The organism is Candidatus Leptofilum sp. (assembly GCF_965223525.1).
GTDB lineage: Bacteria > Chloroflexota > Anaerolineae > Promineifilales > Promineifilaceae > Leptofilum.
Genome location: NZ_CBDCWX010000005.1, coordinates 2,045,679 through 2,069,585, shown reverse-complemented (window position 1 = coordinate 2,069,585; position 23,907 = coordinate 2,045,679). Strand labels below are relative to the sequence as shown.

Below are 23,907 nucleotides of genomic sequence, written 5' to 3'. Positions count from 1 at the left end.
AATGGAGTTTCGTGGCGATGTCACTTTTGCGGCGACGCAAACGGCCGTTTGGCACACCCTCACCACCCCTCAACTTGTAGGGCAATGTACGCCTCGTCTGCAAGGGTGGTCCCCCCTGGAAACTGACACCCAATTCCAGCTAAAATTTTGCTGGGGCAGTGGCAAAAGCACCGTCATTATTCCTGTACTACTCATCTGGCAAACGATTACCCCACCCACCTACCTGCAATGGATTGGCGAAGCAAAAATGGGCAGTACGGCCGTGCCTATACAGGGTGACTTCACCCTCAACAGCGCCCAAACAAATCAAACCATCCTTACCTTTACGGCCCAACTCAACCCGCCCAACAAGCTTCTTGCCCAAATGATTCAAACGACAGCGCCACGCCTCATCCAAAGCTTCTTCCATTGCCTCAAAACAGCAGCCGAAACTGTTTGACTTTGCATCTTACATTAGGTACAACTTATGCAAGTTTCCACTTAAATATTTAAGAATATTCAGGAGAAAAATCAATGAAAGTCGAAGGTAGCTATCCTTTTGCAGCACCTCGTGATGTACTTTGGCCCATGCTGCTAGACCCCGTCGTTTTGGCTAATATTCTCCCTGGTTGCGAAAAGCTGGAACCAACTGGCGAAAACCAATTTCATGGCATACTCAAAATAAAAGTTGGCCCCGTACAAGGCAAATTTATGGGCGATGTCGTTATGAGCGACATCAACGACCCAGAAAGCTGCACGATCACCGTAGATGGCAAAGGTGCCCCCGGTTTTGTAAAAGGTACAGGGGCTCTCCGCCTGGAACCGGATGGCGACATGACCAATCTCCATTATAGTGGCGATGCCGACGTTGGCGGGCGGTTGGCCAGCGTAGGCCAACGCATGTTAGAAACCTCGGCCAACGCCATTATTCGCCAAAGCCTGGAAGGTTTGGGTCAGCAAGTGCAGGCCCGCATGATGGCTGGTGCCAGCGGTGAACTTAGTCCTGATGATCTACCTCCCCCGCCAGCCCCGCCGTCCCAAACACAATTTGCCGTTGGCGTGGCCAAAAACCTTGTAGAAGAATATTTAGCTCCCGACCAGCGAGACAATCTTGTAAAAACGGGCTTGGCTCTGCTTGGTGTACTGTTGCTTATCCGCATCCTTATCAACTGGTGGACAAACAAAATTGCTCAAAAAGTAGTCAACAAGTTAGATAAAAAAGAGTAAGCATGTCATCATCAAAAATTGACATAACACGCTTTCTGCAACTGTTTTTATCGTGGAGAAACCTCCTAGGCTTGCGCCTTCATTTACAAGATATAAGAAAGCATTGATATAAATTGACACGAGTCCGTTTGCTTGTTAGAATGCGAAGGCAAGTTTTAAGCGATCAATCAAACAAGCTAAGGAAAGAAATTATGGACCTTCTTGAACAAACAAATGTAGAAACAATCAACCTGACAGAAGCGGCAGTAAACACTGTCCAGACCCTCCTGGTTCAAAAAGAAGTACCCAATCACGGGCTTCGCGTTTTTGTTTCCGGCGGTGGCTGTTCTGGGATGCAATATGGCATGGCTTTGGAAGCCGAGCCACGGCCGTATGATCACGTTATTGAAAAAGGTGGCGTGAAAGTTTTTGTAGACCCCACAAGCATGATGTACCTAAACAATGCCACCATTGATTATGAAGACAGCATCATGGGCGGCGGCTTTAAGATTGACAACCCCAACGCTGTTTCTAGCTGTGGCTGTGGCACTTCCTTCAAGACTGAGGGAAGCCAAGGAGCTGCTGCCAGCGCCGGAGGTTGCAGTAGCTGCGGCTAAACATTGCTTTCCTTTCACCATTTGCTAAATTTTACGGCGGGGCGTGTTATGCGCCCCGCTTTTTTATTCGGCCAGACTTTTGAAGTTTCCAGTGTTGCTGTTTGATGCAATTTCGGTAAAAACTTCAAAAGTCTCTATTCGACACAATGCCAGATGAAATATTTTACTGTGGAAGAAGCCAACGCCCTGTTACCAACCCTCAAGCCGCTGATGGCGCAGCTGCTCACCAGGCGAGCGCGGGCATCCAGGTTGGCGCAGCAACTGGGCCACTTGCTGGGCGATTACCGCAGCAATGTAGGCAGCGCGGAGCTTTCTACACTGACGCAGGATTTTGCGGCCATTGAGCGCATGATTAACCAAATTCAGGGGTACGGGGTGCTGCTAAAAGATGTCAATGCCGGATTACTAGATTTCTTGTCTGAGCGAAACGGCCGTGACGTTTACCTTTGCTGGAAATACGGCGAAGAAAAGATTGAATATTTCCACGAGCTGCACACTGGCTTTTCCGGGCGGCAACAAGTTTAAGGCATAAAAAAAGACGGTCGTTTGCAGGAAACGGCCGTCTTCACCTTTATTGATTACTGTTTACTGAAAACTGATTACCGATCCGCCATCGGCACAAAATCCCGTTCATCCTCACCCAGAAAAATCTGGCGGGGCCGGGCAATCTTTTGTTCAGAATCTTCCAGCATTTCCACCCACTGTGCCAACCAACCAATAGTACGCGGAATAGCAAACAACACCGGGAACATGGCAATTGGGAAGCGCATAGCCTGGTAAATAATGCCAGAGTAGAAATCTACATTGGGATACAGATTGCGCTTCACAAAGAAATCATCTTCCAGTGCAATCCGCTCCAGCTCCAGGGCAATATCCAGCAGCGGGTTCTTGCCCGTCACTTCAAACACCTCATCCGCTATGCGTTTGATGATGCGCGCCCGCGGATCATAATTTTTGTAAACGCGATGGCCAAAGCCCATCAGCAGTCGTTCACGATTCTTCACGCCCTTGATGAAGTCCGGCACATTTTTGACGTCGCCAATATCCATCAACATGCGGAGCACTGCTTCATTGGCACCGCCGTGCAGCGGGCCATACAGGGCTGCGGCCGCGCCAGCCATCGCCGTGTACGGGTCTGTGTGGCTAGAACCAATCACGCGCATGGTGGCCGTGCCACAATTTTGCTCGTGATCCGCGTGCAGAATAAACAAAACATCGAGTGCCCGTTCCAAAACCGGGTCTGGCTTGTACTTCACCTCGGTCATCTTGTCTAACATGCTGAGGAAGTTGCCCGTGTAGCTCAAATCATTGTCAGGGTATACGTAGGGCAAGCCCCGGCTGTGGCGGTAAGAGAACGCAGCAACCGTTGGCAGCTTGGCAATGAGCCGGTGAATTTGCTTGGTACGAATCCAGGAATCAGAAATGTTGCGCCCTTCTGGATAGTAGGTAGACATGGCCGCCAGGGTGGCAATAAACATCCCCATCGGGTGAGCATCGTGCCGGAACGCTTTCATGAGCTGGGTGATGTTCTCATGCACAAAAGTATGGTGCACAATGACGTGTTCCCATTCGTCATACTGTTCTTTGGTGGGCAGTTCGCCGTACAGAATGAGATAAGCCACTTCAAGATAATTGGAATTTTCTGCCAATTGCTCAATGGGATAACCACGATAGCGCAAAATGCCTTTGTCGCCATCAATGTAGGTGATAGTGCTTTTGGTTGAAGCGGTATTTTTGAAGCCGGGATCGTAACTTAGCATCCCAAAATCATCTTCGTTCACCTTGATTTGGCGTAGGTGCATAGCCTGGATTGTGTCATGCTCTACGGGAATTTCGTAAGTGCGACCAGTCCGATTATCGGTGATGGTTAGGGTATCTGTTGACATGATTACCTCCGAATCATAATTGTAAATCACAAAAAATATTTTGGCTCAGGTGGTTGTGTTTTTAAATCTACTTTTGACGAGCATAAGTGGATTTGTACATAAGTATATCTTTTTTTAGCGATCTCTACACCGTTAGATGGCCCATATTCATAAACGTTACTTATGCAAAGGGGCAGTTTGAGCTTATGATTGCGCTATTTATGGCAGGCACGGGCAAATTCGATGGCGGCAACGGCCGTATCCACCTCCCCAGCCGCCTGCGCCTCCTGAATCAACCGCAAGAGCCGCCCCACTTCTGGGCCAGGTTCCAGGGCTAACGCTTGCATGAGGGTACGGCCGTCTACCAGCGGCGGTGGTGCTACCGTTTCTTCATGTCGCTCAAAATAATGGTGGCATAAGCTGGCCACCACACGCAGCAACGCCTGCCACCGCGGGTCTGGCCCCGTGCCGTTGTAGGTTGCTAAATGATCCGCCAAGGAAAGCAGCGCGATGTCCACTCCCGACGCGCCAGTTGCCCGAAAAAAGCGAAAAACAGCACGCCGCGACAGCTTGCCGCCGCTGTTGGCCAAATGCAGTGGGCGCATATGCCCAGCCACAATTTTCTTAACATGATCAATCGCTTCGTTGCTAAAGGTGAGGCGGCGCAAGACGCGCCCAGTTAACTCTGCTCCGACTTTTTCATGCTCCAAAAAGCGAATCCGTCCATCATCTTCGACGGTTTGGGTATGGGCTTTGCCAACGTCATGGAATAAACCGCCGAGACGCAGGACGGTACGGCCGTTCACACCACCATCCACTTCCTCTTGCCACATTGCCTGAATTTTGGGTGCGTAAGGCTCCAATATTTTTTTTACCGCAGAGTGCGCGGAGGACGCAGAGGTTTTTCTCTGCGGCTCTATAATTTCTTCAACCAGGGTGAGCCAGCGCAGCACGGAGAGGGTGTGGGCCAAGACAGGTTCGTGATGGGGCGCAGATTGTTCAAGAGGGGTCAGCGCCACGATGTCAGGCAAGATTTCGGCCAGCAGGCCCAGGTTGGCTAAATCGGCAATGGCGCGGTGGGGAACGGCCGTTTCCAGCAATTTCACCAACTCTTCCCGGATGCGTTCGGCAGAAATTTGATTCAGGTGGGAGGCAGCGGCGCGAACGGCCGTTTCCGTCTCCGGCGTCAGATTAAAGTCCAAACTGTGTGCCAGCCGCACTGCCCGCAAGCTGCGAACCGGATCATCCAGCAAGCTGCGCTCATGAATCGTGCGAATCTGCCCGGACGCTAAATCAGCCTGACCCCCATGAAGGTCAATCAACCCTGCCGAGGTTTGTGCCGTAGCGGGCAGCGCCATCGCATTGATCGTGATGTCCCGGTCACGCAGGTCGGCGGCCAAATCGCTGCCGCGAAAGCGGGCAAAATCGAGGCTGGTGTTGGCTTCTGACAGCATCACTCGCCCGGTGTCGCGCTCTTTATCCAGCACGTAGGCAGGAACACCCAGTGCATCTGCCACCTGGAACGCCAGCTTGATAGCGTTGGTCGGCACCACAAAATCAAGATCGTGGCTGACGCGACCCAGTAGGGCATCCCGCACAGCCCCACCCACTAGGTAGATTGGCTGGGATTGGGTTTGGAGTAATGGCCGTAGCTGCGTCAGCAGCGGCGACAAAGGCAAAGGCTCACCAGATAAATCATCCACGAAGCGCAACACAAAACGCTCCTTGGGGCGACTGTGCCGCGCCATTTGCTGCGCTGCCTCTGGCGTTTCGCCTACGCCTGTCACCTGGGTGCCATACAAGGCCACCCAACGACCTGCGTATGCAGATAAATCTGGCTGGTTATTACTCATAAAATTACCCAATTACCTAATTGCCCTATTACCCAAATTGTAATTGGGTAACTGAGTAATTATAGGTTCAAATGGGCAAAAACTTCTGGCTTCAGCACGGCAATGAACGGTAAGTTGCGGTACAGTTCGTCAAAATCCAGGCCGTAACCCACTACAAACTCATCAGGAATATCAAACCCAACGTAATCAACCACCACATCCACCTCACGGCGGGAAGGTTTGTCAAGCAGCGTACAAATTTTAAGCGAGGCGGGTTGCCGCGCCAGCAAATTTTGGCGCAGGTAGCTCAGCGTGTGACCGCTGTCAATGATGTCTTCTACAATGAGTACGTTACGCCCAGCCAGCGGCTGTTTCAAATCCATAATAATTTGCACAGCGCCCCGGCTAGTGGTGCCGCCGCCGTAGCTGGAAATGCCCATGAAGTCGAGGTGATGCGGCCGTTTCAAAGCGCGGCTTAGGTCAGATAAGAAAATATACCCACCCTTCAACACACAAATTAGCAACAGGTCTTCATCCGCTGCATAATCTGCCTCGATGGCAGCTGCCATAGCCGTGACGCGCTGCTGTAGCTGTTCTTCCGAAATCAAAATATGATCAATATCTTCGTAAATATCCTGGATTTTTTGGCTCATGTATACGTTCCTTTTTACGCGCTACGTGATGGTAAAACCTGATGACAGTCGCGGCAGCGTGCTTCATACACTTCCGCTGCGCCCACCAGTACCACGGGATCATCAAATGCAGCAGGTTGGCCATCAATGAGGCGCTGCGTGCGGCTGGCATCTTCGCCACACACCACGCAAATAGCGTGCAGCTTCCTTACCTGTTCGGCACGGGCTAGCAGATCAGGCATGGGGCCAAAAGGAACACCGCGAAAATCCATATCCAGCCCGGCGCAAATGACACGCCGTCCGTCTGCTACTAGCTGCTCGCAAACGGTAATGACGGCCGTATCAAAAAACTGCACCTCATCAATCGCTATCACCGTTGTGTCTTCATCTAGCGTCTCTAAAATATGTTGGGACGACGTCACCGGCACGGCTTCAAAATCTGCCCCATTATGCGAAGTCACCTTTTCAGCGTGGTAGCGGTTGTCTATGATGGGTTTGAATACCTGAATTTGCTGACGCGCAATTTGGGCACGGCGCAGGCGGCGGATCAGTTCTTCCGTTTTACCGCTAAACATACTGCCACAAATCACTTCAATGCGGCCTTTGGAATGTTTGGACATTGTTCCTCCTTGTAAAAAACCTCCCGCAGGTTCTATCCGCAAGCACCACTTGGGCGTAAACCTGCGGGAGGTTGGGTATCAAAACAACAAAGGGCAGATACGATTTCGCATCTGCCCTTTTATCTTTTTAATCGTTCCCGACCAAGTTTAGTTTAGTCAATGAGCCCTTCTGCACGGAGGAAGCGCTTGATGTCAATAAGCGCCTTCTGACCAATGCCAGGCAACGCCAACAGCGCATCCTCGCCCTGGTTGAGCAGTTCAAGAACATCGCCAACAGTGGTTACATCGGCTTCTTTTAACGCTTTGGTTGCGCGTGTGCCCAAATCCATGCCATCTACTTCCAAATTCACGGGTTTGGCCGTTTCTTTGACTTCTTCTTCCTGCTTGACCATCTCTTGGCGCTTCTGCAAACGGCGCATAAAGCGGTCTACCTGTCCTTCAGTATCAACCAGGCGCTGCGTGCCAGTGTAAAAGGGATGGGTGCCAGACCAGATTTCCACGCGGATTTCTGGCTGGGTAGAGCCAACGGTCATTACAACTTCGCCATCAACAACAACTTTGGCGTCGGGATACCATTTGGGGTGAATATCTTGTTTCATCTGTCCAACGCCTTCCTTAGCTTTCGATGGGGTACACGCTGACGTATTTACGGCCGTGTTTCGTCTCGAAAGTTACTTTACCTTCAATCATGGAATAAATGGTGTAATCTTTGCCAAGCCCCACATGGTTGCCCGGTTTGATTTTGGAACCACGCTGGCGAACAATAATGTTGCCAGGAATGACATATTCACCACCATATTTTTTTACGCCCAGCCGCTTGGAATTGCTATCACGGCCGTTTTTTGTTGAACCTGCACCTTTCTTATGTGCCATGTCACTTGCTCCTTTACCCTGCTACAATCTCATCAATCCGCAGCCGCGTGTAGCTCTGCCGATGACCCTGACGGCGACGATACCGCTTCTTGGGCTTATATTTCCATACAAAAATCTTCTCACCGCGATACTGATCTACCACGGTTGCTTTGACAGATGCACCTGCCACGGTTGGTTGACCAACTGTTACCTCATCGCCGTTCGCCAGGAGCAAGACATTTTCTAGTTCAATCTGCTCACCGACTTCGTAAGGGAGCTTTTCGACAGAGAAGCTGTGCCCTTCTTCGGCGCGGTATTGCCGGCCACCACTTTCTACAATTGCGTACACGTTGTGCCTCCAAAAAAAACCAGCACCTAAATGGTAGATGCCGGCATGAAAATTTGTAATTTGCTGGGGCAGTGGTAGAAACCCCAACACGAACGAGAATTATAGCCACCCAAAGGGCGGTTGTCAAAGCGAAAATTTAGGTTGGTAGAGCTTTTCAGTAGTCCAACTCTATCAAAAAACGGACGCGGACGAGCGCAGATTAACGCGGAAAACTAATGATTTATCCGCGTTTTCCGCGTTAATCCGCGTCCCATTGGCTAATATAATAATACGGACTTTTGAAAAACTCTGTTTAGGTTGGCATGATGAATAAACGAATACAAACCTATGCGGCAGAAACGGCCGTTCTCCAACAAAAAATTCACACGATACTGGAACAAGACGGCCGTATCGTGGCGGCCTGGCTGTTTGGCTCCAAAGGTCGTGGCGAGAGCGATGCTCTGAGCGATATTGATGTGTGGGTCATTGTTGAAGACGAAGCGTATGAGGCCGTCGTTGCACAGAAAAGAGCGTTTGTGCAGCAGATGGGCACGGCCGTCTTTTTTCTGGAAGCGCCGCACAATGCACCGCCAAACGGTGCTTACCTTGCCGTCCAGTTTGATGCGCCAACCGCACCGCATCATGTGGATTGGTATTGGCAGCCGCGTGCTGCGGCCGTTCGCCCTCCTGAAACGAAGCCACTATTCGACAAAGGAAATATTCCCAGCGCCCCTGACCCAATTACCTTTCCAGGCGGCGAGCTTAACCCAGCGTTGATGAACCAACCCAACCACTTCATCAGCTATTTTTGGATGATGCTGATGGTTTCTGCCAAACAAATTTGGCGACAGCCGGACGCTGAAGGTATTCCTTATTTACAATATTTCATTGGCGACTTTCACAAATCTCAGCGACTGCTTCGGCTGCCGACAACGCATTTAGAAACGGCCGCCTTGCCTACAAAAGCCGCCAAAATTGATTATCTTCTTGAATTGGCAGATGAGATGAAAATGATGATGGAAATGCTTGATGGATTGGGAACGGCCGTTCCCCACGCTATTGTTCCAGGAGCCTATCGTTTTCTAGAAATGGTTAGCGATTGACCAGCGGTAAGTAAAGTCTGTTGAGCAAAAAGTCAGCCAGATTGATTTCATCGAAGCCAATATCAAAGCCTGCGTTGAACGGCCGTATCTCGCCCTCAAAATCACTCAGCACACCTGAATCTGTGCCGCCATCAATAGCGGCTGAATCAACGTCTAAATGGTAGTTATCTTGCACCGGATTTTGGAAACTGGGGTTGCCAGACAGGCTATTTGCACCACCAGAAACACCGCCTTGACTATCCACGCCGTTGTCAAAAAACAGATTGTAATCTTGGCTAACCGTGCCGCTGGTGAGGCTAATACCTATGGCGTGGCTCACAATAATCGTATTGGTAATGCCCACTGTACCGCTCAACACGGCAACAGCCGCGCCGCTGGCAAGGGATTGCCCACCAATCGTAACGTGCACCACCTCAACATTGGCCGACGAGGCCAACAGCATCGCTGCCCCCGCCTCGTTTGTAGCCTTATTATTGGCGAAGAGCGTGTTTGTGAGACGGCCGTCTTTATCAAAACCATGATACAAGCCGCCACCTTCAATGGCCACATTCCCCAAAAATTGGGTGCTGTCCACCGTGACTGCGCCAAAGACATACAATCCGCCACCCTGGTTTAGGCTTTGGTTGTCCTGAATGAGACTGTTCGTCAGCGTCACGGCACCTAACATATAGATGCCGCCGCCTCTGCTTTGGGCTGTATTGCTCAAAAAGTGCGTATTTTGCAGCGTAGCAAAATCCTGACCAAATAGCCCACCACCCGTGCCCACAATCGTCTGGTTATTTTGGAACAGCCCATTGGTGATAGTCAGCACCCCGGGGGCCGATGCCCCACCGCCCTGATTTTGCGCTGTGTTGCTGAGGAACTGCGTATTTTGCAGCGTTGTTTGGCTAAAGCTAAACAGGCCGCCCCCGTTTGACAATGATTGATTGCCCTGAAAGAGTCCATTGGTTGCATGCAATTCACCCAAAGCGTACAGCCCGCCACCGCTTAGCCGGGAGGTGTTGTCCACAAACTGCGTGTCGGTCATAAACGTTACGCCCCCGCTCAAGATTGCGCCGCCCGTGCCGCTGATGCTGTGATTGTTCTGAAACAGGCTGTCCGAGACTATTAGGCCACCAGTTACATACACCCCACCCCCATGACTTTCTGCCGTGCTGCTCAAAATATTTACGCTGTCCAAAGTTAAGCCAATGCCGGTGCTGCGTATCCCACCACCTCGGCCGTCGGCATCGGCGGCGCTTCCCTGTTGAATGGTGAGATCGGCGAGGGTAACGGCCGTTAATCCAATATCAAATACGCGGTGCAAACCCTGCCCATCTACGATGAACAGATCAACCCCTGACCCTTCTACTTTTACTGTGTCGGTAATGGTAGGGAGTGGGCTAAGCAGGGCAACTGTGCCAACGGCCGTAACCTCAATCACATCTTCCCCTACTGAACTGTTAGCATCCAAAATCGCCTGCCGCAGCGAGCCAGCGCCGCTGTCATTTGTATTGCTCACGGTAAAGGTCGCAGAAGGCAAAGCGGCCGCTTGCCCGAAATGGCTCAAGAGGCTGATGGTGCCAACAAAGGCAACGAGGAAGATCAGGCTAATCGTAGAAAAACGAGTAATTGTTTGGTGCATAATCTTATCCAATCTTTTTGAAGTAGGGGTAGTTGGCGCAAGCGAACCACCACTCCAGTAAGGACGGTCAAAGCAGAAAATAGGGGTCGAGAATGCGTACCTCTGTAATGCGGTCTACGGGTAATTTGCTGCGCTGTGCCGCACGGCGGATCGCTTCTGGCGAGGGCGCATCGCAAATGTAGTAGGCCTTGCGCCGATTGGGCGTAACGTAAGAGTGAATCCAGGTGACCCCGTCCAGCTTGTTGTTGCTCACCACATCCAGGCAAAATTCCGCTCCCTCATCATCAATGGAGAGCGTAAGGCCATCTGGGAAAGTTTGTTCAACAAGATAACGGGGCATCTGGCGTACTCTACGGTTGCTGGATCGTCTGGATGTCAAGGTGACAACTGCCGCCAGATGAGCCAACACGACCCGTTGCCAAAACGGCCGTATTCCGGCCCGCTACCCGTGTGCCATCATCTAACACGACGGTCAAATCATCCAACGTATATTGCTCCGGAGGATATTGCATCATATTTTCAGATGGCTCGTCGCGGGCGCGCACTTTGGCGAGCACTCCGTTGCCATCTTTGCCAAAATTGATCGTGCATTCACCCTCTTGGCAGGTAAGAAAGCTAGGCAAATTTAGGTTGCCTTCCACCTGCACCAAGGTTTTGGCTGGCAGATCGCATAATTCAGCCACAGTCGTTACTTGGGGTGGAGTGTCATCACCACACGCTGCGAGAACGGCCGTTAAACCAGCAATCATCAATAAGAAGAAATACATCTTTTTCATAATTGAACCTCTACTAGAAAATTGCTACTTGATAACAACTGGTAAAAAGATAAAGAACGAATCATCTTGTGTTGGGTCTGGTGTGGGTGTCACCTCTGGCGGCAGCGTGGGCGTGGGCGAGCTTGTATTTGTTGGCGTCGGTGACGGCTCCGCCGTTGGGCTGCTGGTTGCCGTTGCAGTGGCCGTTGGCGGAAGCGTATTTGTGGACGTGGGTGAGGGGCCAGCGGTGGCTGTGTTTGTAGCCGTTGGCGTGTTTGTTGATGTGGCTGTGTTGGTCGGTGTTGAGGTAGGTGGCGGCGTGGAGGAAGGTGAGGGCGTACTTGTGGGCGGGGTCGGCGTGATGAGCGGAACGTCGTCTAGCTGGGCGCAAGCTGAAAATTCTGAGGTGTTGCCATTCGGGTCTGTAGCGGTGGCTGTCAGGTAATCATTTGGCCAAGAACCTACAGCCAAAAATTGGAACATCACCAACCCATTACTATCGGTTGTTACTTCTTCTGTGAGTAAATATTCTTGACCTTCACCAAAGCCAGTTGGATCGCAGCTATCGTTACGATAAATATCAATTTGGTAAGTTGTGTTTGCCTGGCTATCCAAGGCAACATCAACAAAAAAGCTGTTTGGGAGGGTGGTTAAAACTGGATAGTTCTGCTTTTCATTTTCTTCCCCGTCCCCATCACCCGGATCATTCGTATCAACATCATCGTTCCCCAGATCAATTCCAAAGCCACCGTTGGCAAAAATGCTATTCCCACGAATCTCATTTTGCACAGGAATGCCCACAACGTTTTCATAGAGGGTAACACCATCTGAGGGATTGTGGGCGATAATGTTTGCTTGGCCCACGGCCGTTCCGCCAACGATGTTTGCCGTCGCATTGCCAACCAACTCAATGCCGTTGTTGCCATTGGGCAGGGGCGTAGTTCCATCTTTCGCAACGCCAATAACATTCCCGCGAATGGCATTATCTGCGCTACTGTTCACACGGATACCGTACGAATTATTTCCGCCAATCACATTGCCAGCTAAAGGATTCGCCCCCCCAATGATATTGCCGTCTCCAACAACATAAATGCCTCGCCCATTGCCCAGTTCGCTTAGGCTATCGGCCGTTGTGCCTACAAAGTTGCCACGGACACGATTATTGTCTCCTCCCTCAATCCGAACGCCATCCAGAGAATTTCCAGAAATGACATTTCTTTGTGAAGGGGCAACCTGCCCGCCAATCGTATTTTCATCATCCTGAACATGAACACCATAACCACCGTTGCCCATGGCAGATACCCCGTCGGCCGCAATGCCAAGATGAGTACAGGCAACCCGATTGTCTAGGCTCAATATGTTAATGCCCTTGTCATCAAAGTTGCCAATCACTAAGCCACGAACCGTACTGCCATCGCTACCGATTTCCAAAATGAGGCCATCTGCGTTTGTGCCTGCATTGCTGCCGTCTAGCACAATTTGCAGGCTGGCGGGGTCAGTTTCTGTAGGGCAGCTAGCTCCCGGCTGGGTTTCGCCATCAATTATTAAGGGCACGGTAATTTCTGGCAGGGCAGACCCCGGCGTAATGGTAAATGGCCCTGTTCCAGCAATATCAAATTCAATGCGGTGGCGCGTTGTGTCTGGCCCTAGCGCGTTTAATTCTTCGATTGCGGCACGTAAGGTGCATTGATCACCTGAGTTAACTGAAATGTCACAAATGCCATCACCAATATTTAGGTCACTAAAATCACTGATTCTATTTACTGTCACTGTCGTGCCAACGGCGTAGACTTTCCTTGTCAGAAGCCAGCCTACTAACATGGCAACGGCCGTTGCAAAAATTAACAATACTTTACGATTCATTTCATCCTCGCTAAAAATGTGCACAAATCTGCGCTATCTAGGCGGGTGGGGATCCACCTGCTGGGAAGCAAACTGAAAATTCTGAGGTGTTGCCATTGGGATCGGTAGCCGTGGCGGTGATGAAATCGTTCAACGCAAAGCCACCTAACGTCACGGTAAAGGTCTGTACACCAGTCGCGTCTGTCGTGACTGTGCCCATGCCCAGATAGTCTTCACCTTCGCCATAATCTGAGGGATCACAGGTTGTACTGCGATAAAAGTCGAGACGATATTCGGTTGAGGGTGCGCTTTCCATCGTGCCTGAAATGTCGCCAGTTAGGGGATTGGCGGAGCGCATGTCGGGGAAATTTTGCAGATTGTTGGCTCCAGTATCGGGATCGTTGGGTAAGTCATTAGCGGTTAGGCCGTCGTTGTTTAAATCAATGCCTAGCTCGCCATTTGTATAGATGCTGTTGCCGTAGATTGGATTTTCGGTGGCGGTGGCTAAAAGGACGATCCCGCTCTCGCCGTTGTGGGCGACGGTGTTTGCTTCAATCTGGGTCGCAGTGACGTTGGCTTTAAGGTAGATGCCGTTGGCACCGTTGCCCAGTGGGTTACCGTCGTTGTTTAGCCCGATGATGTTGTATTGAATGAGGTTGGTAGAGGCACTGTTTTCCAGTTGAAGGCCGTTAAGGCTGTTGCCCGCGATGAGGTTGCCTTTACTGGTTCCATTACCGCCGATTTCATTATTGTGGGAATTGTTAATGCGTATTCCGGCTGAATTGGGAACGGCCGTTACCCCCGCCTGATCTGTCCCAATAAAGTTTCCCCATACCCTGTTTTCATTGGCATCATTCAAGAGCAAAATGCCGTTGGCACTATTGCCTGAGATGACGTTACGGGCGGTGCTGTAGAGTCCGCCAATGCGATTGTCGTCCCCGGTGACCAAAATACCGTTGAGGCCATTGCCAAATACGGCCGTGCCCACCACATCTAGGCCAATGTGGTTACAAGTGATGAGATTGTCATTGCTGGCAATGTAAATGCCCTGCGCTGGAAAGCCGCCTATCACCAAACCGCGAATCTCGCTGCCGCCACTGCCCACTGCCAGCGTTAGGCCATTGCCATCAGGCACATTGCTACCGTCCAGAACGACGAGCAAATTGGCAGGCAAGCCATCTGGCAGTAACCAACTACCGTCAAGAGCGCAGTGACTCTCTGGCTGTGTTGTGCCGTCTATAATTACGGGCTTGGTAATGTGGTCAAAAGCAGTGGCAGGGGCAATGACGTGCGGCCCATTACCCGGAATGTCAAAACTGATGCGGAAGGGGCCGCCTGTTACGCTGTTGAACTCTTCAATGGCGGCGCGCAGTGAACAGTATGGCGTGGCCCCCACAACGTCGCACAGGCCATCTCCCGGATTAGAATCGCCCAGGTCACTGATCGTATCCACCACAAAGGTGAGTTCACTGACCTGAACACAGTTGCTAAATTCTGAGGTGTTTTCGTTAGCTACATCGGTAGCCGTTGCCGTGATGTAATCACCAGATGCAGCCAAGCCAGCGACGGAAAATTGCGTGGCGGCAAAACCAAGAGCATCGGTTGTTAGCTCAACAGTGCCAATATAGTCTTGACCTTCGCCAAAGCCTGAGGGATCACAACTATCATTCCGGTAAAAATCAATCTGGTAGATTTGACCCGGTTGGCTGTCTAGGGAAGCATCAACGTAGTTACTGTCAGCCTGGGCGGCTAAAATTGGGTAGTTCTGTTCATTGGGGTCGGTAGCATCCTCGTTAAGGGGGCCTATACGAATACCTACATCGCTATTATCATATATTTTATTACCGCGTATATGGTATGCGGATGGCGTGGATGAATGAATATTTAGCCGAGCATTGATCCCATCACCTTGATTAAAAGCAATGATATTTGCCTGACCTGATGAGACACCGCCAATTGTAGGGTTCGGCTGTATCGAGGAAAACACATTGATTGGAATATCAATGCCGTGTTCGCCATTGCCCAAAGGTGTTACACCATCGCTGGCAACGCCAATGTAATTACCCATGATGTAACTGTTTTGGCTACCTGATAGGTGTAAGCCATAATGATCATTGCCGCTAATAACGTTACGCGCCAAAAATGCAGATCCCCCAATAACGGTAGCATGAGCTTTGTCCACTATAATTCCCCAATCATTAGGCAAAGCATCTAAACCATCGGCAATTGTGCCAATGAAATTATTGCGAATAATATTATTGTCTCCCGAAGCTATTTTGATGCCCTCGTCGCCGTTGTCGGAAATCACATTTCGTTTGGAAGCTGCTGATTGCCCTCCTACAATATTCTCGTTTCCAACAATGACAATCCCGCCATATTCATTGCCCATCCCAGAGATGCCATCCACAGCAACGCCGATGTGATTGCAAGCAATTCTATTCCCATGACTCCTTATGAAAATGCCATCATTAAAGTTGCCAATGACTAAACCACGAATGAGACTACCGTCACTCCCTGTATCAAGCTCAAAGCCAGAATTCCAAGTATTGCTGCCGTCTAGCACAATTTGTAGGTTGGCGGGGGCATTTAAGGTGGGGCAACTGGCTCCCGGCTGGGTTTCGCCATCAATTTCTATGGGTACTATGATGCGGGGCAGTGGTGTATTGGGGGAGATGGTAAAAGGGCCTGTGCCAGCAATGTCAAAATGAATGCGATGGGGGTCTCCACTAGGGTCGGAGCCCAGGGCATTCAGTTCTTCAATGGCTGCCCGCAAGCTACATTGGCCATTTCCTACAGTTGGTATGGTGCTACAAACACCATCACCGGGGTCTAAATCACTTAAATCGCCCGTGGCATTTACCGTGAGGGTTGTGCCAACGGCATGAGCCTGCTGCGTAAAAAGCCAACCTGCTAAAACGGCCGTAATCCCCCACAAGAACAGCTTCCGTGTACGTTTCATTTATTACCTCGTTTGAAAAATGTCTTAAAGTTGCGCTTGGTTGGTTCGGGCTGGCTGCCATTAGATTGCTGGCGGGGTTCTCGTTGAGGGGCTTTATGATGCTGCTTTCGCTTACGGCCGTTTGACCGCAGCAAGTAGAAAGCGATAAGTGGTTTTGTCATTTTTGTCCTCCTAAAATTTCAGGGCTATTTGGAGGTGTGGGGGTGATTGGAGATGTGATGCACCTGTGACAACAGGCAGCGTAGAACAGTTCTGCCAACTTTGCATCGGGAGAGGTTCCCTATTTTAGAATTTTTAGTTCCCTATTTTGGGGACTTAAGTTAGGGGTAATCGAGGTGCTGACGGCCGATTTCAGCCGCTTCCGTACGTGAAGAGACCTGGAGCTTGCCTAAAACGGCCGAAACATGATGACCCACCGTTTTTGGGGAAATATGCAGCCGAGCTGCAATCTCGGCATTCGTGAGGTCTTCGGTAAGCAAGCTCAAAATTTCAAGCTGGCGATTGGTTAAATTGAAAGGATTTTCCTGAGTGGCAGCGCGTGGTCCACGGGGAATAGCCTCCACCCCAGCACCGCGCAGCTTTTGGCGGACACGCTCAATCATCGGTTTGGCTCCCAATCGCTCAAAGATAAGCAAGGCGGCTTTTTGCGCTTCCACGTCGCCAGCGGCCAAGGCACGGGCTTGCTCATAAGGGCAACCTAACGCTTCCCACGCAGCGGCCGCTGCTTGCCAGTCGCCTTTAATTTCCAGCACGAATGGTTCTACCATCCAATCGAACGTTTCTATAAACTCACCGGCTAGCCAACGCCAATAGGCTAATTCAGCCGCAAAACCGGGCTGTCGGTTTTTCAACGCTATTTCATAGAATGCGTTGACTTCTGCCCGAGTTTGCTCTGGGTCATTTGCCAACCAAGCCGCCTCTGCCCGAGCAGTATAAACAACCCCCATTCGCTGTAGGTTATTCATTTTTTTAGAAACTTTAAGCGCCTTATCTAACGCACCTTGTGCGCCCTCCAGACCTTGACGTGCAAGCAAACGTCCCTGTGCGGCAAATGTTGCAGGCTGGGGTATCAGTGCCAACTCTGGGTCTGCAATAAGCTCACTAACGATGTTCTGCGCCTCTTCCCACTTACCTTGATACAGCCTTAGCATCCCCTGCCAGGCACGCAGTATAGAATGAGCCAGGTCGTTATCGTGCTCTGATGTAAAGCGTAACCCTTCCTCAATAAGTTTTTCAGCGCGATTGAGGTAGTAAACATCCACATAAGTCATGCTTAAATTAGGGTAAACTGATCCGGCACGCCAAAAGCCGCCATGTTTTAGGGTCAAAGCCAATGTCTGCTCCATGTATTCCCGTCCACGCGCATGATCTGTAGGTAGCCAGCATAAGCCTAACGTGTCCAGAGTTGACATAATTGTATAAATATCTTCAAGCTGTTGCGCTAGCAGATAGCCTTTTTCGGCAAAAGCAACTGATTCCTCAAACGCACCTTGGATCAACAGTTGATAGGCTCTATTTTTATAGGCCAGGGCAAGGGGTATGCTGGGCGGCAACAGCTCCAAAATGGTCAATGCTTCATCAATCAGCTTCACAGCTTCGTCTACTTGAGCATTCGTAACAAGCATGGTTGCCAGACGAACAAGAACCCGCCCTATGATGAGTGGCGGTGCCTTAGCCAGCTCTGCTAGCTCAAGTGCTTTGCGGTAAGCCTCAATCGGCACCGACTTATCAGGCAGTGCCCGACAGCTAAGGCCGTAATTTTCATAAAGCTCGGCCTGTTTTAAGAGGGGCAATTCTTGTGAATTTTGAATCATCAAAGCCCACAGGGAGGCTTCGGCACGGGGCATGCCTGTTTGCCTTGCCGCTTCACCTGCCAAAGGTACATACTGCAAAATTGCTTCTTTATCGCCAGCGGCTTCGGCGTGATGTGCCAACCTGGCAGCATCTTTTTGCCCTACGGGTGATGTTTTCAATATGTCCAGCACGACTTGGTGCAAGAATATCCGTTGATGGGGCAACGTTTCATCATAAATCGCTTGCCGAACCAAGTCGTGGCGAAAGACAAAGTGCTTGTTGTAAGTCTGTAAGATGCCCAGTTCTAGATTTTCTTGAATGGCCGTGGCTTCCGCCTGCACCACTTCGGCCAGAAGCCAGGGATCAATACGCTGACCGATAACGGCCGCTGCGTTCAGCACAGCTCTTCCAGACAGCGATAGCCGTGAAGCACGGGCTAGCACCACTTCCCTCACCGTTGCCGGAATCCCCTCCTCATCAGAAGCAAGCACCTGGTTGATAAAGAATGGATTGCCGCCCGTTTGTTGATGCAATACTTCCACATCACCAGCGTAATTTTTAGCAAGCTGACGAACGGCCGTTAACGACAGGGGTGCTAATTCCAGGCGACTCACGGAAGACTGGCGCACCAAATCGCCCAGCAGCGAGCGGAGTGGATGTTGTGCCCCCAGCTCATCATCCCGATAGGTGGCAATGAGCAATGAGCAGGTATATTGCATCCGCCGTCCCAAATATTTAAGCAAGTCTAGCGTGGCTTCATCTGCCCAATGAATATCCTCAAATACCAGAATGGAAGGAGATTGGCATTCGTCCAGGCAAGCGGCAAAGATGACAGGGCGATTTGGCTCTTCCTGTAGTAGCGTGTGTAATTGTCCGTGCGTCTGGGGAGCGATGTCATGTAGTGGGCCAAGTGGACGTGGCGTAAACAAGGCGTCACACATGCCCCACAATATCCGCTGGGTTTGGGCACGGCTAAACTGTTCCAGCAAGGTTGTTTTGCCAATGCCTGCTTCGCCGGCAACGAGCACAATACGGCCGTCGCCCGCAACGCTCATTTGCAATGCCTCATCCAGTGCATTCCAGGCGGCTGTGCGCTCTAAAACATCCATAAGCTTACTTTACAATCTAAAAAATCGAATGATGTTGACGGCCGATTTCAGCCGCTTCGGTACGGGAGGAGACTTGGAGCTTGCCCAAAACGGCCGAAACGTGATGATCCACCGTCTTGGGAGAAATGTGTAGCCGAGCTGCAATCTCGGCATTTGTGAGGTCATCGGTAAGCAAGCTCAAAATTTCTAGTTGGCGGTTGGTTAAATTGAAGGGGTTCTCTTTAGTGGAGGCACGCGCTCCGCGAGGAATGGTTTGCACACCTGCATCGCGCAGCTTTTGGCGTACCGTTTTGGCCATCGGCCGTGCGCCCAACTGTTCAAAAATGAGCAAGGCCGCTTTTTGGGCATCTTTATCACCGTCTGCAAGCGCACGAGCTTGCTCATAAGGACACCCTAATGCTCCCCAAGCATCAGCGGCCGCTTGCCAGTTGCCCTCGATCTCCAAGATAAATGGTTGGTGCATCCAATCAAATGCTTCTACGAGTTCGCCGACACGCCAGCCCCAATAGGCCATTTCAGCCGCAAAACCGGGGAGTTTATATTGAACGGCCGTGTCGTAATACTCTGCCAACAGTCGGTGAATCTCAGCCTCATTCCCCGCCAACCAAGCCGCTTCGGCCGCTGTGCAATAGTAAATGCCGATCCGCGTTAAGTTATTCACCTTCTTGGAGAGCACAAGTGCTTCGTTTAATGGCTCTTCGGCAACCGCAACATGACCGCGACGTGTCGCAAGGCGACTTTGGGCAATCAATGCTGGGATGCGGGCAATGGGTGCGGTTGCTTTTTGCAAAACCGCATCCGACACGGCTTCACTTGCTGACCAATGCCCCTGATAGAGAAGATTTATTGCTTCCCATGCCTGGGTCATTGCCAAACTAAAATCTAAATCGTGTTCAATCTGATACGATTTTGCTTCTGTAATCAACTTGGCAACTGGTTTAGTTGGGAATAAATCTAACGTGTACATGATCAGATTGGCATAGTTTGAGCCAGCTATCCGAAACTGCTTATGCTCAATCGCCATTTGCAGACAGGTTTCCAGATGATACAGTCCTTTGGCGCGATCAAGCGGCATGGTACACAAGCCAACAACTTGATACGCTTGCAAAATATCGCGTATCTTGCCTAGCTCCAGAGCCATCTGATGCCCTTTTTCGGCATAAGCTAAAGCGGGTTCAGCATGACCTTGCGCGTGTTGACGCATGGCTATCAGTGGGTAGGCTGAGACAAGCCCATGATTGGGCGAAAATGGTTCCAAGATTGTGATTGCTCTGTGGAGAAGAGCGTCACACACCTCAAGCTGGCCTAACCGATAGTGAACAACGGCCGCTCGTCCCCAAGCCAAACCCTGTTGAACGGGCTCATCAGCTATTTCAGCCAGTTCTGCTAGCTTTTCAAATGCCTCTATACTCTTTGCCAAATCTGTTGATTGAATATGCAGCGCATAGTTTTCATACAGATCCATCTGCTCCCCCAGTTGCAATGAATCTGCAAAGGGGAGCGTTAATTCAAACCAAGCTTTGGCGGCTCTGTGCATCCCCATTTGTGCTGCTTCAAAACCTGCTTTCCGACCAAAATTCAAAATCTCTTCGCTATTGTCGGCGCTTGCAGCGTGGTGAGCCAGCCGCGCTGCATCTTTTTGGGCAAGTGGCGAAGTTTTAAGTACATCCAGCACGGCTTGATGTAAGAAGGTGCGCTGGTGGGGCAAGATTTCGTCAAGAATGATTTGCCGGGCTAACTCGTGGCGAAAAACAAAATTGTCACCCTTCGGCAACAAAATGCCCAATTCGAGGCTTGCCTGTACGGCGTCAGCTTCTGCCTGCACAACTTCAGTCAGTAGCCAGGGTTCAATGCGCTGCCCGATAACGGCCGCAGCGTCTAGCACCGCCCGCCCAGACAACGACAACCGCGAAGCACGGGCCAATACCACCTCCCGAACTGTGGCTGGAATCCCATCCTCATCAGAGGTAAGCACTTGGTTGATAAAAAATGGATTCCCGCCCGTTTGTTGATGTAATTTTTCTACATCACCGGGATAGTTCTGGGCCAGTTGCCGCACAGCCGTTAATGACAACGGTGCTAATCCCAAACGACTGACGGCCGACTGGCGTACTAAATCTCCTAACAGCAAGCGCAGTGGATGATGCGAACCTAAAGCATCATCTCGATAAGTGGTAATGAGTAAAGAGCAGGTGTACTGTATCCGCCGCCCCAGGTACTTAAGCAAATCCAGCGTGGCTTCATCTGCCCAGTGAATATCTTCAAATACAATAACTGTAGGAGATTGAAGTTCGCTCAAACAGGCAGAAAATATGGCGGAGCGATCCTTGTCGCTTTGTAGCAATAGTTCAAGCTGGCCTTTGGCCTGCCCAGCAATGTCGTGCAGCGGCCCAAGCGGGCGCGGGGTAAACAAGTTGTCACAGGCCCCCCACAAAACGCGAAGCTGCCCATGCTGGGATACAAATTGCTCCACAAGCGTGGTTTTGCCAATGCCCGCCTCGCCACTAATTAGAGCGATACGGCCGTTGCCAGCCACGGCCGTTTGCCAAGCCTCATTCAATATATTAAGTGCGTCAACCCGTTCTTGAAGTTCCATCCTGCTTCCAAGCAACCTCAAATATTTGACTCCAACGCTAATCTTACTTGAGAAACGGCCGTATCTCTCAAAACCCCCGTGCTTTTTAAGGCTTTTGTTAGCCAAACGGCCGTTATTCAATCACTATCTTTATTCCCCGCATCCAAAAACGATGCCAAAAGCGCCTCTATCTTGTGATCTGCAAAGAATGCCAACAGTCGTTGTAAATCGGTTCGCCGCCAGGACCGTTTAAATGGGGGTGAATTATCTAACAAAACCGTTGCGATGATCGTCCCCACCAGTTTGCCGATGGCCGCCAGGCGGTAGTCAAACCAGCATTGCTCAAAGCTATAATCCTTGACGCCCAATTGCCTGAGCCGTGCATGATAGTCATGTAGCAATGTTTGTTCTATCTGACGACGTTGCTCCGTGGGCACAGAGGTAATCAAAAAATAGGCAATGTCATAAGCTCCCCGGCCTTTGCCCACAGATTGCCAATCCAAAATAAGGGCTGGCGCGTCTCCCTCATTCACGCCGAAGAGGATATTGTCCACGTGGCAATCTCGATGAACACAGGTGATTGGGGCAACTTCTGCAAGCTGGTTGAGCAGAAAGTCCATATTCTTTACAGTCATGTCGCCGACAGCAAAAAATTGCGGGGGAATGACTATTTCTGGCAGCAGTTCCGCAACAATCTGAGGATATTGCGACCATAATTCAGCCATAGGAAACTCATCGAGGCCATCAGCCCCGCTTAAATTTTGGGCACGGGGGTCATCCCAAAACTGGGCATGGATAGTGGCCAGAGCTTGCACGGCATATTGAGCATCTTGTGGTTTACAGCCAGTGGCAAATTCGACCATGCGATAGTATCCCAAATCTTGCAGAAGGAGAATAGTGGCTCCTGTTTCGCTATCAAAGGCACCGAAATAGCAATGAGGAACGGGTAAATTGCTTTGGGCGGCGAGTTCGGTGTAAAAGCAAACTTCGCGCCTGTTACTTCCCTTAAATGCGGCGCGAAGTTCGGGGTCGGTGGGTGCCAGTTTGGCAATGAGCGAGTCGGGTGCCTTTTCTGTCGGGGTATTGTAAGTGAGTTGGCAACAGTGCAGGGTGCCGCCAGTAAAGCCTTCATCTTCGCCGATACGTGTTTTGGTTACGGAAGTAACGGCCGTTTCCGCCCCAATGATCCACGTACTTTTTAACGCATTTGTGAGCCAAACGGCCGTTATCTCCTCCGCTGTCGTAGGTATCTCCAAAATCTTGGGCATGTGGGCCTCCTGTTTGCCTAGCTTCATAAATCTCTTCGATAGCTGCTCAGCTATTGCTTGTCACTGGCAACCATGATATTCATCGGTGGGATAGCTGGATTTTGCTCATTGACAATATTCTCAGCACGTTGCCGAATGAATTCAGCCAATCTTGGCATTTGTTCGCTAAATGCGTCGACGCCAATATAAAGTTTGCCCGCGTTTATCCCTTCAAAAAGAGCATTTGCCGATTCCTCAATCGACAATATATTGGCGATGCTAGTTGATGTCGTGTTGCGTTGCTCGTCTTTCACCTTTTTGCCAAATCGGACTGGGCGTGGGCGCTCGTCTGAACCGGCCTGAGAAAGCTCTGTATCAACATATCCTGGGCAATAAACAGAAATTGAGATATGTGGCGCAGTCGCTGCCAATTGATAATAAAGCGTCTCAGATAAGCCCACAACGGCATGTTTTGATGTACTGTAAGCACTGAAGTACCCATCAATAATGCCAGCCACAGAAGCCACATTGACAATATGACACGCGTTCCCCTGTTCAATCATGCGCGGAATAAAGGCTCTGACCCCATAGAGTACACCGTAAAAATTGACACCCATGACCCAATGCCAATCATTCATACTACATTCCCACACGTTTCCCGGTGTGCCGACGCCAGCATTGTTAACCAGCAAATGTACTGCGCCAAACGCTTCATAACTTATGCGCGCCAGATTCTCCACGTCTTCTTCCAGGGAGACATCGGCTTGAACAATCAATGTTTCAGCACCCAATGCCTCCAAATCAGATGCAGTTTTTGTTAATGGTTCTAATCTGATGCCTGACAAGACAACCTTCATCCCTTCTTGGGCACAGCGTAGCGCAATACCACGGCCAATGCCGCGCCCTGCGCCAGTGATAACAGCTACTTTTCCTTTGAAATCTTTCATTTTGTTACTTCCTTGTTGAAT

Annotated in this window: 22 protein-coding genes; 5 read left to right on the top strand and 17 right to left on the bottom strand. The window is 50.5% G+C overall.

Annotation, left to right across the window (positions count from 1 at the left end):
* Position 1 precedes the first annotated feature (1 nt).
* From ACOQPM_RS14560 to ACOQPM_RS14545, 4 genes are all read left to right on the top strand, one after another.
* Complete coding sequence (locus tag ACOQPM_RS14560; protein ID WP_420629989.1) at positions 2–439, top strand: SRPBCC domain-containing protein; 438 nt, start codon at positions 2–4, stop codon at positions 437–439.
* A 74-nt stretch (positions 440–513) separates the two neighbouring features.
* Positions 514–1,206 (top strand): SRPBCC family protein, encoded by a 693-nt coding sequence (locus tag ACOQPM_RS14555; RefSeq protein ID WP_420629988.1) that lies wholly within the window; start codon positions 514–516, stop codon positions 1,204–1,206.
* A 191-nt stretch (positions 1,207–1,397) separates the two neighbouring features.
* Positions 1,398–1,802 (top strand): HesB/IscA family protein, encoded by a 405-nt coding sequence (locus ACOQPM_RS14550; RefSeq protein ID WP_420629987.1) that lies wholly within the window; start codon positions 1,398–1,400, stop codon positions 1,800–1,802.
* 153 nt (positions 1,803–1,955) lie between these two features.
* Entirely contained in the window at positions 1,956–2,327 is a 372-nt protein-coding gene (locus ACOQPM_RS14545; protein WP_420629986.1) for a DUF2203 domain-containing protein, read from the top strand.
* A gap of 74 nt (positions 2,328–2,401) precedes the next feature.
* Here ACOQPM_RS14545 and ACOQPM_RS14540 read toward each other — a convergent pair whose 3' ends face one another.
* From ACOQPM_RS14540 to rplU, 7 genes are all read right to left on the bottom strand, one after another.
* Positions 2,402–3,688 (bottom strand): citrate synthase, encoded by a 1,287-nt coding sequence (locus ACOQPM_RS14540; protein ID WP_420629985.1) that lies wholly within the window; start codon positions 3,686–3,688, stop codon positions 2,402–2,404.
* 194 nt (positions 3,689–3,882) lie between these two features.
* Positions 3,883–5,520, bottom strand: a complete 1,638-nt coding sequence (locus ACOQPM_RS14535; RefSeq protein ID WP_420629984.1) for a CCA tRNA nucleotidyltransferase — start codon at positions 5,518–5,520, stop codon at positions 3,883–3,885.
* Positions 5,521–5,579: 59 nt separating this feature from the next.
* Complete coding sequence (gene hpt, locus ACOQPM_RS14530) at positions 5,580–6,152, bottom strand: hypoxanthine phosphoribosyltransferase (protein ID WP_420629983.1); 573 nt, start codon at positions 6,150–6,152, stop codon at positions 5,580–5,582.
* 14 nt (positions 6,153–6,166) lie between these two features.
* A complete protein-coding gene (locus ACOQPM_RS14525; protein ID WP_420629982.1) occupies positions 6,167–6,751 on the bottom strand; it encodes a thymidine kinase in 585 nt (194 codons plus the stop codon).
* A 152-nt stretch (positions 6,752–6,903) separates the two neighbouring features.
* Positions 6,904–7,350 carry a 50S ribosomal protein L31 gene (gene rpmE / locus ACOQPM_RS14520; protein WP_420629981.1) on the bottom strand — a complete coding sequence of 149 codons (447 nt, stop codon included), beginning with the start codon at positions 7,348–7,350 and terminating at the stop codon, positions 6,904–6,906.
* A 16-nt stretch (positions 7,351–7,366) separates the two neighbouring features.
* Positions 7,367–7,624: a 50S ribosomal protein L27 gene (gene rpmA, locus ACOQPM_RS14515; protein WP_420629980.1), complete on the bottom strand. Its 258-nt coding sequence runs from the start codon at positions 7,622–7,624 to the stop codon at positions 7,367–7,369.
* 13 nt (positions 7,625–7,637) lie between these two features.
* Entirely contained in the window at positions 7,638–7,952 is a 315-nt protein-coding gene (gene rplU / locus ACOQPM_RS14510) for a 50S ribosomal protein L21 (protein ID WP_420629979.1), read from the bottom strand.
* A gap of 302 nt (positions 7,953–8,254) precedes the next feature.
* On the opposite strand from rplU, the gene ACOQPM_RS14505 reads away from it, so the two are divergent.
* A complete protein-coding gene (locus tag ACOQPM_RS14505) occupies positions 8,255–9,034 on the top strand; it encodes a nucleotidyltransferase domain-containing protein (protein ID WP_420629978.1) in 780 nt (259 codons plus the stop codon).
* Here the strand turns inward: ACOQPM_RS14505 and ACOQPM_RS14500 are convergent.
* The 10 genes from ACOQPM_RS14500 to ACOQPM_RS14455 form a co-directional block, all read right to left on the bottom strand.
* On the bottom strand, positions 9,024–10,658 hold the full coding sequence (locus ACOQPM_RS14500) for a hypothetical protein (protein WP_420629977.1): 1,635 nt from the start codon (positions 10,656–10,658) through the stop codon (positions 9,024–9,026). The two genes, ACOQPM_RS14505 and ACOQPM_RS14500, sit on opposite strands and share 11 nt — an antisense overlap.
* Before the next feature lie 67 nt (positions 10,659–10,725).
* Positions 10,726–10,998, bottom strand: coding sequence for a DUF4242 domain-containing protein (locus tag ACOQPM_RS14495; RefSeq protein WP_420629976.1), 273 nt, complete (start codon positions 10,996–10,998; stop codon positions 10,726–10,728).
* Positions 10,999–11,008: 10 nt separating this feature from the next.
* The gene (locus ACOQPM_RS14490; protein WP_420629975.1) at positions 11,009–11,434 is read right to left on the bottom strand and encodes a hypothetical protein; all 426 of its coding nucleotides are present in this window, start codon (positions 11,432–11,434) and stop codon (positions 11,009–11,011) included.
* A gap of 24 nt (positions 11,435–11,458) precedes the next feature.
* On the bottom strand, positions 11,459–13,276 hold the full coding sequence (locus ACOQPM_RS14485) for a hypothetical protein (protein WP_420629974.1): 1,818 nt from the start codon (positions 13,274–13,276) through the stop codon (positions 11,459–11,461).
* 37 nt (positions 13,277–13,313) lie between these two features.
* A complete protein-coding gene (locus ACOQPM_RS14480) occupies positions 13,314–16,214 on the bottom strand; it encodes a NosD domain-containing protein (RefSeq protein WP_420629973.1) in 2,901 nt (966 codons plus the stop codon).
* On the bottom strand, positions 16,211–16,375 hold the full coding sequence (locus ACOQPM_RS14475; RefSeq protein WP_420629972.1) for a hypothetical protein: 165 nt from the start codon (positions 16,373–16,375) through the stop codon (positions 16,211–16,213). Before ACOQPM_RS14475 ends, ACOQPM_RS14480 begins: the two co-directional genes overlap by 4 nt.
* A 159-nt stretch (positions 16,376–16,534) precedes the next feature.
* Positions 16,535–19,117 (bottom strand): ATP-binding protein, encoded by a 2,583-nt coding sequence (locus ACOQPM_RS14470; RefSeq protein WP_420629971.1) that lies wholly within the window; start codon positions 19,115–19,117, stop codon positions 16,535–16,537.
* 16 nt (positions 19,118–19,133) lie between these two features.
* Positions 19,134–21,713 (bottom strand): helix-turn-helix transcriptional regulator, encoded by a 2,580-nt coding sequence (locus ACOQPM_RS14465; RefSeq protein ID WP_420629970.1) that lies wholly within the window; start codon positions 21,711–21,713, stop codon positions 19,134–19,136.
* Between the two features lie 116 nt (positions 21,714–21,829).
* On the bottom strand, positions 21,830–22,960 hold the full coding sequence (locus ACOQPM_RS14460; RefSeq protein ID WP_420629969.1) for a phosphotransferase: 1,131 nt from the start codon (positions 22,958–22,960) through the stop codon (positions 21,830–21,832).
* A gap of 50 nt (positions 22,961–23,010) precedes the next feature.
* Positions 23,011–23,886, bottom strand: a complete 876-nt coding sequence (locus ACOQPM_RS14455; protein WP_420629968.1) for an SDR family NAD(P)-dependent oxidoreductase — start codon at positions 23,884–23,886, stop codon at positions 23,011–23,013.
* Between the last annotated feature and the right edge of the window lie 21 nt (positions 23,887–23,907).

What these genes read in the sequence shown, in the direction of transcription:
- ACOQPM_RS14560 (WP_420629989.1), top strand. Translation starts at nt 2, where the DNA reads ATGGAGTTTCGTGGCGATGTCACTTTTGCGGCGACGCAAACGGCCGTT.
- ACOQPM_RS14555 (WP_420629988.1), top strand. Translation starts at nt 514, where the DNA reads ATGAAAGTCGAAGGTAGCTATCCTTTTGCAGCACCTCGTGATGTACTT.
- ACOQPM_RS14550 (WP_420629987.1), top strand. Translation starts at nt 1,398, where the DNA reads ATGGACCTTCTTGAACAAACAAATGTAGAAACAATCAACCTGACAGAA.
- ACOQPM_RS14545 (WP_420629986.1), top strand. Translation starts at nt 1,956, where the DNA reads ATGAAATATTTTACTGTGGAAGAAGCCAACGCCCTGTTACCAACCCTC.
- ACOQPM_RS14540 (WP_420629985.1), bottom strand. Translation starts at nt 3,688, where the DNA reads ATGTCAACAGATACCCTAACCATCACCGATAATCGGACTGGTCGCACT.
- ACOQPM_RS14535 (WP_420629984.1), bottom strand. Translation starts at nt 5,520, where the DNA reads ATGAGTAATAACCAGCCAGATTTATCTGCATACGCAGGTCGTTGGGTG.
- hpt (WP_420629983.1), bottom strand. Translation starts at nt 6,152, where the DNA reads ATGAGCCAAAAAATCCAGGATATTTACGAAGATATTGATCATATTTTG.
- ACOQPM_RS14525 (WP_420629982.1), bottom strand. Translation starts at nt 6,751, where the DNA reads ATGTCCAAACATTCCAAAGGCCGCATTGAAGTGATTTGTGGCAGTATG.
- rpmE (WP_420629981.1), bottom strand. Translation starts at nt 7,350, where the DNA reads ATGAAACAAGATATTCACCCCAAATGGTATCCCGACGCCAAAGTTGTT.
- rpmA (WP_420629980.1), bottom strand. Translation starts at nt 7,624, where the DNA reads ATGGCACATAAGAAAGGTGCAGGTTCAACAAAAAACGGCCGTGATAGC.
- ACOQPM_RS14505 (WP_420629978.1), top strand. Translation starts at nt 8,255, where the DNA reads ATGATGAATAAACGAATACAAACCTATGCGGCAGAAACGGCCGTTCTC.
- ACOQPM_RS14500 (WP_420629977.1), bottom strand. Translation starts at nt 10,658, where the DNA reads ATGCACCAAACAATTACTCGTTTTTCTACGATTAGCCTGATCTTCCTC.
- ACOQPM_RS14495 (WP_420629976.1), bottom strand. Translation starts at nt 10,998, where the DNA reads ATGCCCCGTTATCTTGTTGAACAAACTTTCCCAGATGGCCTTACGCTC.
- ACOQPM_RS14490 (WP_420629975.1), bottom strand. Translation starts at nt 11,434, where the DNA reads ATGAAAAAGATGTATTTCTTCTTATTGATGATTGCTGGTTTAACGGCC.
- ACOQPM_RS14485 (WP_420629974.1), bottom strand. Translation starts at nt 13,276, where the DNA reads ATGAATCGTAAAGTATTGTTAATTTTTGCAACGGCCGTTGCCATGTTA.
- ACOQPM_RS14480 (WP_420629973.1), bottom strand. Translation starts at nt 16,214, where the DNA reads ATGAAACGTACACGGAAGCTGTTCTTGTGGGGGATTACGGCCGTTTTA.
- ACOQPM_RS14475 (WP_420629972.1), bottom strand. Translation starts at nt 16,375, where the DNA reads ATGACAAAACCACTTATCGCTTTCTACTTGCTGCGGTCAAACGGCCGT.
- ACOQPM_RS14470 (WP_420629971.1), bottom strand. Translation starts at nt 19,117, where the DNA reads ATGGATGTTTTAGAGCGCACAGCCGCCTGGAATGCACTGGATGAGGCA.
- ACOQPM_RS14465 (WP_420629970.1), bottom strand. Translation starts at nt 21,713, where the DNA reads ATGGAACTTCAAGAACGGGTTGACGCACTTAATATATTGAATGAGGCT.
- ACOQPM_RS14460 (WP_420629969.1), bottom strand. Translation starts at nt 22,960, where the DNA reads ATGCCCAAGATTTTGGAGATACCTACGACAGCGGAGGAGATAACGGCC.
- ACOQPM_RS14455 (WP_420629968.1), bottom strand. Translation starts at nt 23,886, where the DNA reads ATGAAAGATTTCAAAGGAAAAGTAGCTGTTATCACTGGCGCAGGGCGC.